The following is a 13,066-nucleotide window of genomic DNA, read 5'->3' on the forward strand; positions in this document are numbered from 1 at the left end:
GCTATTCAATTCCACTACCAGAAACCACTTGTAATATACACCCGGACGCTTTATATAGTCATCAAACCAATTGGGATTGACCGACTGCTACACCGCTGCGCTTACGATTATCGCAATCACAATAAATGCAAGATTGCACTTTTTACGGAGGACTCTCATGAGCCATTTCGGCTTCCCGTTGGAAACCATCGTCATTTTTTTCGCGGTCATCGGCCTGTCGGTCTACCTCGACCTCTTCGCCCACCGGCAATCAAAGGAGATCACCGTCGCGGATGCGGCGAAGTGGTCGGCCTTCTGGATCACCCTCGCGCTCGCCTTCTACGGCTACCTGTGGGTGCGCTTCAGCAAGGAATGGGCGGACATGTACCTCTCAGGCTACGTGCTGGAGAAAAGCCTTTCGGTGGACAACCTGATGGTGTTCATGGCGATCTTCGCCTCCTTCGGAATAAAGGACATCCTCCAGCACCGCATCCTCTACTGGGGGATCATCGGGGCGCTGCTCCTGCGAGCCATCTTCGTGGCTATCGGCACAGGGCTGTTCCTCGCGAGCCCCTGGATCGGCTTCGCCTTTGCGGCCTTCGTGCTTTGGAGCGCGGTCAAGATGCTCCAGTCCGGCGGAGATGATGGGGATGAAATCGAGGACTACTCGAGCCATTGGAGCGTGCGCCTGACCGGCAAGCTCATGCCGATCTACACCAAGCTGCACATGGAGCGCTTCTTCATCCGCCACGATGAAGCGCTCGCCAAGGGCCTGCTCGCCTCCGTGACGCGCAACGGCGCTCTCTACGCCACCCCCGCCTTCCTGTGCCTCATGACCATCGAGACCTCGGATATCGCCTTCGCCTTTGACTCGGTTCCCGCGGTGATCTCGGTGACGCAGGAGCCGCTGCTGGTCTATGCCGCGATGATCTTCGCGATCCTCGGCCTGCGTAGCCTCTACTTCGTGCTCGCAGCACTGACCAGGTACCTCGTTCATCTGGAAAAGGCGGTCATCGCGCTGCTCTTCTTCATCGGCATCAAGATGGCCCTCCAGTCGTGGAACCATGTCATCTCCGACACCGGCATCCACATTTCGGCCGGAATCAGCCTCGGCGTCGTGTTGGCCACCCTCGCGGTAGGCGTGATCGCCTCCCTGCTCTTCCCCGGCAAGGACGAAGAGCCGGCCGGAGAAAGCCCCGAAAGCAAGAACGCCTAATCCCGGCAACCCTCACAAGAAAGGACGGCAGCAATGCCCATTTCGCTTCGCAAGGGCGAGAACGTCTCACTCTCCAAAACCGACCCTTCGCTCAAGCACGTCCTCATCGGCCTGGGCTGGGAAGCCCGTGCCAGCGACGGCGCCGACTTCGACCTCGACGCCAGCCTCTTCATGGTTGGGGCCAACGGCAAGGTCAAGGGCGACGCGTGGTTCGTCTTCTACAACCAGCTGCGCTCGCCCTGCGGGTCGGTCGAGCACACCGGCGACAACCTCACCGGCGAAGGCGAAGGCGACGACGAGGCGATCAAGGTCGCGCTCGATCAAGTGCCCGCTGACATTGAACAGCTCGTGGTCGCGGTGACCATCCACGACGCCGAGGAACGCAAGCAGAACTTCGGCCAAGTCCATGACGCCTTCGTGCGGTTGGTCAATTCCGACAACGATCAGGAAATCCTGCGCTTCGACCTCTCCGAAGACTACTCGACGGAGACCGCGATGGTCTTTGGCGAACTGTACCGGCGCAACGGCGAATGGAAGTTCCGCGCGGTCGGCCAGGGCTACTCCGGTGGGCTCTACACCCTGTGCATGCAGTACGGGGTAAGCGTCAACTAACCCCCATCTCCTCTACCAACACCCGCTTTCAACCGAGAAGGAGCAACACATGGCTATCAGCCTGCAAAAAGGTGGCAACGTCAATCTGAGCAAGGAAGCCCCGCACATGACCAAGATGCTCGTCGGCCTGGGCTGGGATGCCCGTGCGACCGATGGTGCACCGTTCGACCTCGACGCCAGCGCCTTTCTGCTGACTTCTGCCGGCAAGGTCCGCAATGACGCGGATTTCATCTTCTACAACCAGAAGAAATCCACTGATGGCTCGGTCGAGCACACCGGCGACAACCTCACTGGCTCCGGCGATGGCGACGACGAACAGATCATCGTGGACCTGTCCAAGGTGCCCGCCGACATCGAGAAAATCGCCGTGTGCGTGACCATCCACGAAGCCGATTCCCGTCGCCAGAACTTCGGCATGGTCTCGTCGGCCTACGTGCGCTGCATGAACGCGGACGGCAATGCGGAAGTCGCCAAGTACGACCTGTCCGAAGACGCCTCGGTGGAGACCGCGATGATCTTCGGTGAGATCTACCGCAACAGCGGCGACTGGAAGTTCAAGGCCATCGGCCAGGGCTTCCAGGGCGGCCTCGGCCCTCTGGCCCGCAACTTCGGTGTGAACGCCTAACGCGGCGTCTCACCCCACAGGCGCAGCACCTCCGCTGCGCCTGTTTCACCGCACACAACACCGAATTTTTGGCGGGCTTTCGTGCCAGCCGGGGACTGCTCATGCATACGCTCTCGCGCGGCCAGCGCGCAAAACTCTCCGACCTCGCCCTGGACAATCGGATTGCCCTGGAACTCGATCTATCGGGCGCTGGCGGCCTCACCATCGACACCGCCTGCTTCGGCTTGGATGCGGCGCGCAAGCTCGTGGCTGAGCGCTACATGACCTTCTTCAACCAGCCGCGCACCCCCTGTGGCGCGGTCGAGCAAGTCCAGCCCACCATCTTCCGGCTGCAACTGTCCCGGCTCCCCGAGTCGGTCCACGCCCTCAGCTTCACCCTCGCTCTCGATGGCGCCAGTAGCACGATGCACCAGCTCGGCAAGTGTTCGGCCCGTCTGACCGATCCGAGCGGCACCAAGGCGGTATTCGACTTCGACGGGAGCCTCTTCTCCAACGAACGGGCCATCATGCTGTGCGAGATCTACCGCAAGGATCACGTGTGGAGGATCAACCTCGTCGCGCAAGGCTTCGACGGTGGGCTCGATGCCGTAGTCAAGCACTTCGGTGGTGACGTGGCCCAGCCTGTCGCTGCCCCAGCCCACCCTTCTGGCAAGGTTTCCCTCGCCAAAGTGGAACAGGAAGCCCCCAAACTCGTCTCGCTGGTAAAGCAGGCCAAGGTATCTCTCGAGAAGGCCGGGCTTGGCGAACACCGGGCACGGGTGTGCCTGTGCCTCGATATTTCCGGCTCAATGCACCGGCTCTACACGACCGGCATTGTGCAGGCGTTCGCGGAACGCATCCTGGCGCTAGCCTGCCGCTTCGATGACGACGGCGAGATCGACGTCTTCCTGTTCGGGCAGAACGTCCACCACCCCGAGGCCATGACCCTGGCCAATCACCACCAGTACATCGGTTCGATCCACGCGCAGTATGGGCTGGAGGGCGACACGCGCTACGGCAAGGCCATGGAAGCAATCCGGGCCTTCTACTTCGGCGGAGTGCCCGCCAGCAGCCCGGACGGACTCAAGCGAGCCGAAACCCCTGTCTATGTGATGTTCGTCACAGACGGCAGCACTAGCGACCATCCGAAGACCGAGCGCCAACTGAAGGACTCCAGCCGCGAACCGATCTTCTGGCAGTTCATGGGCATCGGAAAGGGCCGGAAATCTAAGAGCCGTTTCCTCGCGGCCTTCGAGGATTCCGATTTCCCCTTCCTCGAAAAGCTCGATGATCTGCCCGGCCGCTATCTGGATAACGCCAACTTTTTCGCCGTCGCCAGTCCTGATGAGCATTCCGACGAAGCCCTCTACGACCTGCTGATGGACGAATACCCGCAGTGGGTCAATGCAGCACGCCAACGCGGACTCTTCGCTTAACCACACATCGGACGCCATGCCTACTTTCACTGTCACCGGGGACATTGACCCCTTCCTCCACGTCTCCCTTCGCCGGGGAGAGTCTATCTATTGCGAGAGCAATGCGATGGTGATGATGGAAGACTCGCTCGATCTGACCGGGCGCATGCAGGGCGGGCTTCTCCAGGCCTTCATGCGTCGGATGGCCAACGGCGAGAGTTTCTTCCAGCAGCAGATCTATGCTGCCCGCGGCGATGGCGACTGCCTACTCTCTCCCGAACTGCCTGGGGGCATGCAGATCCTCGACGTGGGCGCGACCCAATACAACGTCTCGGACGGCGCCTACGTTGCCGCCACCGATGGCGTGCAGCTCGTCGCCCGCTCGCAAGGTATCGGCAACGCCCTTTTCGGCCAGACCGGGGGCTTTTTCATCGGCGCCTCGTCCGGGCACGGCCAGATGGTCGTCTCTGGCTTCGGCTCAATCTTCACTCTCGACGTCACCCCCGGCAAAAGCATGACGATCGACAACGGCCACGTCGTCGCCTGGGACAGCAGCCTGCGCTACGAACTGTCCGCATCCACCAGCCAAAGTGGCGGTCTCCTGGGCAACCTCGTCAATAGCGTCACCAGCGGCGAGGGGCTGGTTCTGAAGTTCTCAGGCAGCGGCAAGGTCGTCATCTGCTCACGCAACCGCGACAGCTACATCGAATACCTCAAGGCCAAGCTTGGCCGTCAGTCCTGAACAACCACCGCAAGGAGCAAGAAATGGGTTTTCTCGATTCCCTCAAGCGCAGCGCCCAAGACCTCACCAAGTCGATGACGGACGAACTGACCAAGTTCCGTTCCAAGGATCTGATGCACGCCATCGTCGCCGGGGGCGCGATGATCGCCTACGCCGATGGCGAAGTCTCGGCCTCCGAGAAGCAAAAGCTCATGGGCTACGTGCATACCTCCGATCAGCTCAAGGTCTTTGAGTCGGACAAGGTGATTGCCGCCTTCAACGACACCCTGGGCAAGTTCGAATTCGACACCCAAATTGGCGCCGGCGAGGCCCTGAAGAAGATCGCCCCCTTCAAGGGCAAGCCCGAAGCCCAACTGATCGTGCGCGTCTGTATGGCCATCGCCAACGCGGACGGCAAGTTCGAGGCGAGCGAACGCAAGGCGCTTGAGCAGATCTGCGGTTGCCTTGCATTGGATGCAAACACATTCTTGTCCTGATCGAAAGAGCGGCGTCGAGTATGTCCAGCTCAAGGCCATCGAAAAGTGGGATGGGAAACTCCCCCCAGTTGCCGGCCAGAGCACTCCCTTCATGAACCTTGGATCGATCTCCAAGTAAGGCACATCACCAACTCATACGACAAGGAGCTTTAACAATGTCCGTCAATCTGCAAAAAGGTCAGAAGATCAGTCTCGAAAAAGAAGCCGGAACCGCCCTCACCTCCGTCGTGATGGGACTCGGCTGGGATGCCGTCAAGAAAAAGGGGTTCTTCAGCTTCGGTGGTGGCGACCAGGAGATCGACCTCGATGCCTCCTGCCTGATGTTCGATGAACAGCGCAACCTACTCGACGTGATTTGGTTCCGCCAACTCAAGAGTCGCGATGGCAGCATCAAGCACACCGGAGACAACCGCACCGGCGCGGGCGAAGGTGACGACGAACAGATCATCGTTAATCTGTCCATGGTGCCGGCCAACGTGAAGTCGCTCGTTTTCACGGTGAATTCCTTTACCGGGCAGGACTTTTCGCAGGTGGAAAACGCCTTCTGCCGCCTGTTCGACCAGACCACCAACAATGAAATCGCCAAGTACAACCTGAGCGTCCAGGGCAACCATAACGCGCAGATCATGGCCAAGGTCTATCGCCACAACGGCGAGTGGAAGATGCACGCGATCGGCGAGAACGGCAACGGGCGCACCTTCCAAGACCTGATGCCGCAAATCCTGCCTCACGTTTGAGCGAAAGGACCGTCGCATGAACGTGTGGTTCAACAAGACCTTTTCATCGCTACACGCCGCCCTGCGGATGATCCGTTCGACGGATGCAGGGCGCGAGTTTTCACTTCTGGTCACGTCGACCAACATTCATGCGGCGGCGGGCCGACAGGCCGACCGCTTTGAGATTGAACCGTCCGAGTTCTCCGAGAACGGCTATATTGCGTGGTGCGTCAATTTCTGTCAGGCCCATGATGTAGACGTCTTCGTCCCGGGCAAGTCGGCAACCGCCATAGCCGAAGCCCATGAACGCTTTGAGGCCGTGGGCACCCGTGTCCTGAGTGCTGCATCGGCGTCGACCCTTCATCTGCTGCACAACAAGACCGCGTTCTACCAGAACGTACACACCGAGGCGGCGCCCGCCCCCGACTGGCACGCCGTCCACAATCTGCTCGAGTTCGACGCCGCCTATGCAGCGGTGAAGGCACGCGATGGCGTCGTATGCATCAAGCCCGCGCAATCGGTCTATGGGATCGGTTTTCGCAAGATCGTCGAGGACCGCTCGGCGTTCGATCTGTTCATCGGCGGAGACGCCTATAAGATCGACCTTGCTTCGTTGCGGACAATGCTCGCGCAGCGGGAGGACCTACCCGAGCTGCTGGTGATGGAATACCTTCCTGGGCACGAGTTCAGCGTCGACTGTCTGGCCGACCAAGGCACACTCAAGGTCGCCGTCGCCCGGCGCAAACCGCTGCATGGAGAGACTGGACAGGTGATCGATCCACGCGAGGACATTCAGCAGGCGTGCTCCCAAATCGCGCGCCAGTTCAACCTCAACGGCTTCATCAACATCCAGTTCCGTGAGGGCCTGCGGGGGCTTCGCGTGCTGGAGGTCAATCCGCGCATGTCCGGGGGCATCGGGATGGCCTGCCTGTCCGGGATCAATCTGCCCTTGCTGGGCCTCGCCGGCTTCGTCCACGGCTACGACAGCATCAAGTTCCCCCGCGTGCATACCGGCGTACGTGTAGCCGAAGCCAACATCGCGGAGGCCATCGCATGAGCGAGCTGAGTGCGCAGCTTCCTGCAGGGCGCATCACCGTGAGCATTGAAGAGAGCGCCTTACCTCCCGATACGCTCTTCACATTTGCCGCCCGGGACAACCCCAAGCGGGCCTTCCTCTTCCTCTCTCATGTGCTTGGCAAACACCTTCCGGTCACGCCCGACATCATGGAGTGCATCCATGACCGTCTTGCCCGAACCATCCCCGCCCTGCCGGCCCCGGTCGTATTCATCGGGATGGCAGAAACGGCCACCTGTCTTGGTCAGGGGGTGTTCGAAGCCTGGACGCGGGCACACCCCGGAACCCCGGCGCTGTACCTGCATTCGACCCGCTACCGGGTGGCCGGTGGAGAAGCAGTCGGGTTTGATGAGCGGCACAGCCATGCGCCCCGGCAGTGGTTCTACCTCCCGGCCGGCGAGCAGGAGGTGATAGCGTTTCGCGCCGCCCGCTCCCTAGTACTGATCGATGACGAGATCAGCACCGGGGCAACCTTTGCCAATCTCGCCAAAGCGTGCGCCCGCCATGCGCCCTACCTTCAGCACACCCACCTTTGCACCATCACAGACTTTTCCGGTGAAGCACGAAGCGAGATCCCGGCGCAGTTCTCTACTCCGCTCACCATCGGCGCCATCCTGCGCGGCAAGTGGTCCTTCGCCGCGTCTGCCGCCCCGGTAGGCGGACAGGCGATCGCCAACGCTCAGGCGCACGTTGCGCCCCTGCTGGCCGACCAAGGCTTTGGTCGGATGGGCACGCGCCAACCGATCCAGCTTTGCGGTGAGGACGTGGCCGCCCTCGCGGCCCCCATTGCCCCCGACGAGCGCGTTCTGGTGCTCGGGACGGGCGAATTCATGCACGCCCCTTTCCTCCTGGCCCGCGCCCTAGCCAGGTGCACCGGCGCAAATGTCAACAGCCATGCCACCACCCGCTCCCCGATCTTGCAATGGGGGCCTATCGAAAAGTCGCTTTGCTTCGAGGACAACTACGGCGAGGGCGTGCGCAACTACCTCTACAACTTTGCGCGCAGCGACTACGACCACGTTTTCCTTTGCCACGAAGCCGGGGCGAGCCACCACCTGCCCCCCCTTGCATCGCTGCTCAACGCATCGCTGCTGTCCTTTCATGCCGGAGGTCGAATTGAGCGATCCGCTGAAGCTGCTATTCACTGATCTGGACGACACCCTTTTCCAGAGCCACCGCAAGCGCACACCCTATGAATCGTGCAAGCCCCTCGCCTTCCTGCGCGGCGGTGCGGCGATCAGCTACGCCAACACCAAAGAGCAAGCCTTCCTTGACTGGTTCCTGCGCGATGCGATCGTGATCCCGGTAACCGCCCGAAACGCCGACGCGTTCTCGCGGGTCGATCTCCCCTTTCCCGCCGAGGCGATCATCAACTACGGCGGCGTGATCCTCGATACGCAGGGCAAGCCGGATGAAGCATGGCTGGAAAAGAGCGCCCGGCAGGCCGACCAGTCCGCGCCCAGCCTCAAGCGCTGGGCCGAGGTGCTGCGCTGCGAATGCGAGCGCCGCAACCTGGATGTATCGGTGCGTGTCATCGAAGACTTCGGCATCGGCTTCTATGTGGTCGCCAAGTCCCGCACGCACGATCTAGCAGTCATCGACAGCCTTGCCGAGTATTGCCAGCATCGGCTCGTCACCCAGAGCAAAAACGGGCTCGAAGAAATCCGCATCCATCACAACGGCAACAACCTGGCCTTGCTGCCGATGTGGCTGGACAAGTGGCCAGCGGTCGCCCGCTTGCAGGAGCGCTATCGGCAGGCCTACCCCCTGGTCGTCACTTTCGGCGCTGGGGACAGTCTGGTGGATATCCCCTTTATGCAGGCCTGCGACTACCTCATCACCCCGAACGGGAGCCAGATCGCCCGCCAACGCCTTGGAGGTGCACGATGATGTTCCACGGAAGCTACCGCCCCTCCGATGTGGAGTTCCTGTTGAAGCCGATCTCGGTCCAACTGGTTCATGACCTGTTCGAGAAGGAAAAGCTGATCCAATCGGGGCAACGCCACTATAGCGAGATGCTCACGCCCGAGAAGCTCCCTTCCAAACAATACCGGGCACTCTTCTACCGCGCCCATGAGCAGAACCGGGAGCGGATGGCCCATGACTGCATGGTGCTCGCCAAGCTGATCCTCCTGCGCACAACCGAGCACCCGACCATCGTTTCCCTCGCCCGCGCCGGCACCCCCGTGGGGACCATCCTCACGCACCTGTTGCGCAACCTGACCGGAAAGGACGTTCGCCACTACTCAGTCTCAATCATCCGTGACCGCGGCATCGACGCCAACGCTCTCGACGCCATCATTGCGCGTGGCGCACGCCCCGAGTCCATCGTGTTCATCGACGGCTGGACCGGTAAGGGCGTCATCACGGAAGAGTTGATCAAGGCGGTGGACGCCTACAACGCCTCGCACAACACACGGATCAAGCCGGACCTCTACGTGCTATCGGATCTCGCCGGCAAGGCACACTGTGCGGCCACTGCTGCGGACTACCTGATCCCCTCGTCCATCCTCAACGCCACGATCTCGGGCCTCGTCTCCCGCTCGATCCTCAACGAGCAGATCGGGCCGAGGGACTTTCACGGCTGTGTGTATTTCGATGAATTCAAAGACCACGACCTCTCGACGTGGTTCGTGGATGAAATCGTGGGCATCGCCCGGACCCTAAAAGATGCCGACCTAAAGCTCCCGAGCGTAACGCGTAAGCCCCGCCACACGGCACAGGCCGAGGCATTTCTGCGCAACGAGATGAAGCGCTATGGGATCACCGACCGCAACCTCATCAAGCCCGGCATTGGCGAAGCGACGCGAGTACTGCTGCGCCGCCACCCCAAGCTTCTGGTGGTGCGCGACGCGCGGGCCGAGGACGTTGCGCATCTGGTGGCCCTTGCCAAAGAGAAGAGCGTGCCTATCCACGTTCGGCCGGGGCTCCCCCTCAAAGCCTTGTCCATCATCAGGAGAGCTCTCGATGCTTGAAGCGACCCAACTCGGCGCAGCACTCTACGTGCCCGCGACCCACCCCGAACTCAAGGCAATTGCCGCCGGCGACAGGCTGCGTGAGGTGAGGACAGTCATCTTCTGCACTGAGGACGCGGTAGCAGAACACGACCTTCCCGGCGCCCTCGACAACCTCGCCGCAGCCCTACCATTGCTCTCGGACAACGGCAGACGGGCGGTGTTCGTGCGGGTCCGCAACTCTGAACTTACGGCTAACGTCTTGGCCCTGCCGGGCATCGAACGGACGGCGGGACTGGTCCTGCCTAAGATCCACGCGGAGAGTCTGGAACGCTACCTTGGGGCGCTCGATACGCCCAGCGGGCGCTCGCTCGCGCTGATGCCGACTATCGAGACCCGCGAAGCTTTCAGCGATCAGGACATGCATGCCCTTCTGCAAGTGCTGGAGCGCGAAGACGTGCGCTCGCGCATTGCGGCCCTGCGTATCGGCGGCAACGACCTGCTGGCCCTACTGCGCATGCGCCGGCCGCGTGGACGAACCATCTATGACACCCCCATCGGACAGGTAATCTCGCGGCTGGCGACCATCTTCATCCCCTCAGGCTTCGCCCTGACCGCTCCGGTGTTCGAGCACATCGATGATGTGGCGACGCTCAAGCGCGAGATCGCGCAGGACCTCAACCACGGCCTCATCGGCAAGACGGCGATCCACCCCACACAAGTGCATCTCATCGAGGACTGCTACAAGGTTGATGAACGCGACCTCGACGCTGCACTACGCATCCTCGATCCGGCCGCCCCCGGCGTCTTCAAGCTTCATCAATCAATGTGCGAACCGGCAACGCACCGGCCCTGGGCGCGCTCCATCATCCACGCAGCCGAGCGCTTCGGTCGGGCCAACGCCGCATAGGAAGAACCATGGGAAATTGCAGCTATTGCGGTCGCCCGGCCGGGATGCTTCGGAGCCAGCATCAGGAGTGCGAAGAGCAGCACCAGCGGGCCGAACAGTGCGTCATCCAGGGGGCGCTCCAATGCGTCACGTCTAGGTTGGACATTGCACGCTTCGCCACCGACAAGAACCTGTACTTCGCCAGCAGAGCCAAGTCTTTCCGCGTCCCTTTCACCAAAATCGTGATCTTCGCTCAGTTCTCTAATGGCATCGGGATCATGCGTGACACGGCCTCGGCCAAGCCGCAGATTTTCGTGACTAGAGATAGCTGGTGCTCCTGTAACCTGATCACGATGCTCGCCCAGCAATGACCGAGATGGACCCCTATCACCACAACCGGGAACTGGTTGGCCTCGTTAAGGCGAGCGGGCTGACGATCATCGAAGTGCTCCACCGTTTCAACGCCCGGCAGGCCCGTCCGCTCGCCAAGAGAACCCTGCAAACCTACCTGGCTGGGGAAAACGCCAAGACCCGCGTCCCTTGCCCGGAAGCGGTGCTGCGACGCATGCAAGCAGTGCTCAAGCGGGTACTGTCTGTGCAGCACTGAAATGGTTTTCGTTTGTGATGAAGGCTGGTTGCCCGCAGAGGATTCTCCACAACTATTTGCCACCTTGGAGGTCGCGGTAGTGACGGAGATTACTCCACGTCCCCCGCACAGATCCGTACATGCGGCACTACCGCATACGGCTCCTGCCTTGAGTCATGATGCAAAGCGTTGATGCGGGTACGGATGGAGCCCCCGTGCCTGCGGGAGGTAGCGCTCGACCAGTCGCCCGAACTGGACCCAAGGCATTCGTCCACGCAGCCCTCGCCGTCGGAGCGCGTGAGCCTGATCCAGTCGGCGCGTCTGCATGGGCATGAGCCCTTTGCCTATCTGAAGGATGTCCTCACCCGCCTACCAACGCAGCCGCAGAGCCGGATCGTGGCGTCGCTGCCGCATCGGTGAAAGCCCGATTCAGTCTGAAGCTCGGGCAAGAGGGGATAACCTGGGGCTTACAACAAGCCAACCACCGAGAAATTCTCGGCACAAGCCCTTGACCTGAACCGTCACCACAACAAAAAAATGAATTACTCAACAAATCTAGAAGTATTTTTTCATATACAAATTTTTCTACCAAATCCCAAAAAGATTCGCAATATAAAAAATGGGGAATCAACTCGCAGAATCAATACATTCATACGTATTTCACGTTTTATGTGATATGCTTTTTTTGTTCAAAGGCAAACTGCAGGCAACTGTAGGACGCAAAGCCACGGGCCCTGATTTTCCTCAGGGCAGCCGGGTTGCCCCCCAGTTCTCTCAGATCGTCATAGTTGGTTGCGCTTTTCCTTTGAGAAACATTACGGTTTCGTAGATCAATATGGAAAAGAAAGACAACGGCACACCTCTTAATACTTTCATTTCTATCATTTCGACCAGCCTGAATTCCGCTGACCGAAATGAATCGATCACGCACGTGTGCCCTACCTTTTAACGCACCGCATCGCGTTTTCTTTTCGTCCATTAATTGGAACAACGCATTCTCATCAACCAACGACAGTCGTTCAGAACAATTGGAAAACAAACGTCATGCAAACTCTTAACGCGAACCTCACCCGGAAGATTGCTGTTCCCACGATCGCAACGCTGATGCTTTTGTCGTCAGTAGCGCATGCCCAGGAATCGGCCAACAACGACCTGGATGCCTGTGTAAAACAAGAGCAGATCGCACTGACCGCCAAGGGCGCAGGTCTCGGTGCAGCCGCTGGTCTGGGAACGGCCCTCTTTTCCAAGAACAAGAAGGATGCTCTCAAGAACGCCGCCATCGGTGCAGTCGTCGGAGGAGCCGCCGGTTTTGCGACGGCATACTTCACGGCCATCGACACGTGCTACAAGAAGAATCCCAGCTGGATCCCCGAATCCAAGATTGAACGGACCAAGTCCTACGCCCAGGTCAAGAAGGACACCAAGTACAAGTCCAGCGAAGGCATCAAGGCACAGGCCACCAAGCTGGAAATGCCCACCAGCGTGCAGGCCGGCACGACCCTGGATATCGCCAGCACCTTCATCGTGCTGACACCCAACGGCGCGGAAACCCCCGTCACCCTGGAGCGCAAACTGTTCGCCATCGTTGATGGCCAGGAAACACCGCTGACCTTTACCGGCAAGGGATCGGAAGAACGCACCGTCGAACCCGGCGAGCACAAAGACACGGCCCACCTGCCGATTCCTTCGGATGCCAAGGCGGGAACCCAGTACCGCTTCGAATTCAGCGTGAGCGCGGGCGGCAAACCCGCCTCCACCCTCAAGGAAACCGTGACCGTCAAGTAAGGCCACGCCGAGGCGCC

The 13,066-nt window shown here is 60.4% G+C and carries 15 protein-coding genes, 1 pseudogene and 1 riboswitch; all 16 genes and pseudogenes read left to right on the forward strand.

The window, feature by feature from the left end; all coding sequences use genetic code 11:
- Window positions 1-157: 157 nt before the first annotated feature.
- The 16 genes and pseudogenes from AC1PPK_RS19060 (at window position 158) to AC1PPK_RS19135 (ending at window position 13,049) form a co-directional block, all read left to right on the forward strand.
- A complete protein-coding gene (locus AC1PPK_RS19060) occupies window positions 158-1,195 on the forward strand; it encodes a TerC family protein (RefSeq protein WP_481114594.1) in 1,038 nt (345 codons plus the stop codon).
- A 33-nt stretch (window positions 1,196-1,228) separates the two neighbouring features.
- Window positions 1,229-1,807: a TerD family protein gene (locus AC1PPK_RS19065; RefSeq protein WP_481114595.1), complete on the forward strand. Its 579-nt coding sequence runs from the start codon at window positions 1,229-1,231 to the stop codon at window positions 1,805-1,807.
- A 49-nt stretch (window positions 1,808-1,856) separates the two neighbouring features.
- Window positions 1,857-2,432, forward strand: coding sequence for a TerD family protein (locus tag AC1PPK_RS19070; RefSeq protein ID WP_481114596.1), 576 nt, complete (start codon window positions 1,857-1,859; stop codon window positions 2,430-2,432).
- Window positions 2,433-2,533: 101 nt separating this feature from the next.
- Window positions 2,534-3,847: a VWA domain-containing protein gene (locus AC1PPK_RS19075; RefSeq protein ID WP_481114597.1), complete on the forward strand. Its 1,314-nt coding sequence runs from the start codon at window positions 2,534-2,536 to the stop codon at window positions 3,845-3,847.
- 16 nt (window positions 3,848-3,863) lie between these two features.
- On the forward strand, window positions 3,864-4,568 hold the full coding sequence (locus AC1PPK_RS19080) for a TIGR00266 family protein (RefSeq protein WP_481114598.1): 705 nt from the start codon (window positions 3,864-3,866) through the stop codon (window positions 4,566-4,568).
- Between the two features lie 23 nt (window positions 4,569-4,591).
- The gene (locus tag AC1PPK_RS19085) at window positions 4,592-5,044 is read left to right on the forward strand and encodes a tellurite resistance TerB family protein (protein ID WP_481114599.1); all 453 of its coding nucleotides are present in this window, start codon (window positions 4,592-4,594) and stop codon (window positions 5,042-5,044) included.
- Between the two features lie 155 nt (window positions 5,045-5,199).
- Window positions 5,200-5,781 (forward strand): TerD family protein, encoded by a 582-nt coding sequence (locus AC1PPK_RS19090; RefSeq protein ID WP_481114600.1) that lies wholly within the window; start codon window positions 5,200-5,202, stop codon window positions 5,779-5,781.
- Between the two features lie 16 nt (window positions 5,782-5,797).
- Entirely contained in the window at window positions 5,798-6,817 is a 1,020-nt protein-coding gene (locus AC1PPK_RS19095; RefSeq protein WP_481114601.1) for an ATP-grasp domain-containing protein, read from the forward strand.
- Window positions 6,814-7,983 carry a phosphoribosyltransferase domain-containing protein gene (locus AC1PPK_RS19100; protein ID WP_481114602.1) on the forward strand — a complete coding sequence of 390 codons (1,170 nt, stop codon included), beginning with the start codon at window positions 6,814-6,816 and terminating at the stop codon, window positions 7,981-7,983. The genes AC1PPK_RS19095 and AC1PPK_RS19100 overlap by 4 nt, the downstream gene beginning before the upstream one ends.
- Window positions 7,952-8,725 carry a hypothetical protein gene (locus AC1PPK_RS19105; protein ID WP_481114603.1) on the forward strand — a complete coding sequence of 258 codons (774 nt, stop codon included), beginning with the start codon at window positions 7,952-7,954 and terminating at the stop codon, window positions 8,723-8,725. Before AC1PPK_RS19100 ends, AC1PPK_RS19105 begins: the two co-directional genes overlap by 32 nt.
- Window positions 8,722-9,810: a cysteine protease StiP family protein gene (locus AC1PPK_RS19110; protein ID WP_481114604.1), complete on the forward strand. Its 1,089-nt coding sequence runs from the start codon at window positions 8,722-8,724 to the stop codon at window positions 9,808-9,810. Before AC1PPK_RS19105 ends, AC1PPK_RS19110 begins: the two co-directional genes overlap by 4 nt.
- Window positions 9,803-10,699 carry an HpcH/HpaI aldolase/citrate lyase family protein gene (locus tag AC1PPK_RS19115; protein ID WP_481114605.1) on the forward strand — a complete coding sequence of 299 codons (897 nt, stop codon included), beginning with the start codon at window positions 9,803-9,805 and terminating at the stop codon, window positions 10,697-10,699. The genes AC1PPK_RS19110 and AC1PPK_RS19115 overlap by 8 nt, the downstream gene beginning before the upstream one ends.
- A gap of 8 nt (window positions 10,700-10,707) precedes the next feature.
- Window positions 10,708-11,049, forward strand: coding sequence for a hypothetical protein (locus AC1PPK_RS19120; protein ID WP_481114606.1), 342 nt, complete (start codon window positions 10,708-10,710; stop codon window positions 11,047-11,049).
- Window positions 11,046-11,285 carry a hypothetical protein gene (locus tag AC1PPK_RS19125; protein ID WP_481114607.1) on the forward strand — a complete coding sequence of 80 codons (240 nt, stop codon included), beginning with the start codon at window positions 11,046-11,048 and terminating at the stop codon, window positions 11,283-11,285. The genes AC1PPK_RS19120 and AC1PPK_RS19125 overlap by 4 nt, the downstream gene beginning before the upstream one ends.
- Before the next feature lie 276 nt (window positions 11,286-11,561).
- Window positions 11,562-11,684 (forward strand): annotated as a pseudogene (locus tag AC1PPK_RS19130) (transposase domain-containing protein); the annotation flags it as partial.
- A gap of 264 nt (window positions 11,685-11,948) precedes the next feature.
- Window positions 11,949-12,030: riboswitch (cyclic di-GMP riboswitch) on the forward strand.
- A 338-nt stretch (window positions 12,031-12,368) separates the two neighbouring features.
- A complete protein-coding gene (locus tag AC1PPK_RS19135; RefSeq protein ID WP_481114608.1) occupies window positions 12,369-13,049 on the forward strand; it encodes a hypothetical protein in 681 nt (226 codons plus the stop codon).
- The last annotated feature ends 17 nt before the right edge of the window (window positions 13,050-13,066 follow it).

The sequence above is a fragment of the Zoogloea sp. JDB1 genome (genome assembly GCF_056724025.1).

Coding starts and splice junctions, on each gene's coding strand:
- AC1PPK_RS19090 (WP_481114600.1), top strand. CDS start 5,200: ATGTCCGTCAATCTGCAAAAAGGTCAGAAGATCAGTCTCGAAAAAGAA.
- AC1PPK_RS19070 (WP_481114596.1), top strand. CDS start 1,857: ATGGCTATCAGCCTGCAAAAAGGTGGCAACGTCAATCTGAGCAAGGAA.
- AC1PPK_RS19100 (WP_481114602.1), top strand. CDS start 6,814: ATGAGCGAGCTGAGTGCGCAGCTTCCTGCAGGGCGCATCACCGTGAGC.
- AC1PPK_RS19125 (WP_481114607.1), top strand. CDS start 11,046: ATGACCGAGATGGACCCCTATCACCACAACCGGGAACTGGTTGGCCTC.
- AC1PPK_RS19085 (WP_481114599.1), top strand. CDS start 4,592: ATGGGTTTTCTCGATTCCCTCAAGCGCAGCGCCCAAGACCTCACCAAG.
- AC1PPK_RS19075 (WP_481114597.1), top strand. CDS start 2,534: ATGCATACGCTCTCGCGCGGCCAGCGCGCAAAACTCTCCGACCTCGCC.
- AC1PPK_RS19135 (WP_481114608.1), top strand. CDS start 12,369: ATGCTTTTGTCGTCAGTAGCGCATGCCCAGGAATCGGCCAACAACGAC.
- AC1PPK_RS19120 (WP_481114606.1), top strand. CDS start 10,708: ATGGGAAATTGCAGCTATTGCGGTCGCCCGGCCGGGATGCTTCGGAGC.
- AC1PPK_RS19080 (WP_481114598.1), top strand. CDS start 3,864: ATGCCTACTTTCACTGTCACCGGGGACATTGACCCCTTCCTCCACGTC.
- AC1PPK_RS19115 (WP_481114605.1), top strand. CDS start 9,803: ATGCTTGAAGCGACCCAACTCGGCGCAGCACTCTACGTGCCCGCGACC.
- AC1PPK_RS19060 (WP_481114594.1), top strand. CDS start 158: ATGAGCCATTTCGGCTTCCCGTTGGAAACCATCGTCATTTTTTTCGCG.
- AC1PPK_RS19095 (WP_481114601.1), top strand. CDS start 5,798: ATGAACGTGTGGTTCAACAAGACCTTTTCATCGCTACACGCCGCCCTG.
- AC1PPK_RS19110 (WP_481114604.1), top strand. CDS start 8,722: ATGATGTTCCACGGAAGCTACCGCCCCTCCGATGTGGAGTTCCTGTTG.
- AC1PPK_RS19065 (WP_481114595.1), top strand. CDS start 1,229: ATGCCCATTTCGCTTCGCAAGGGCGAGAACGTCTCACTCTCCAAAACC.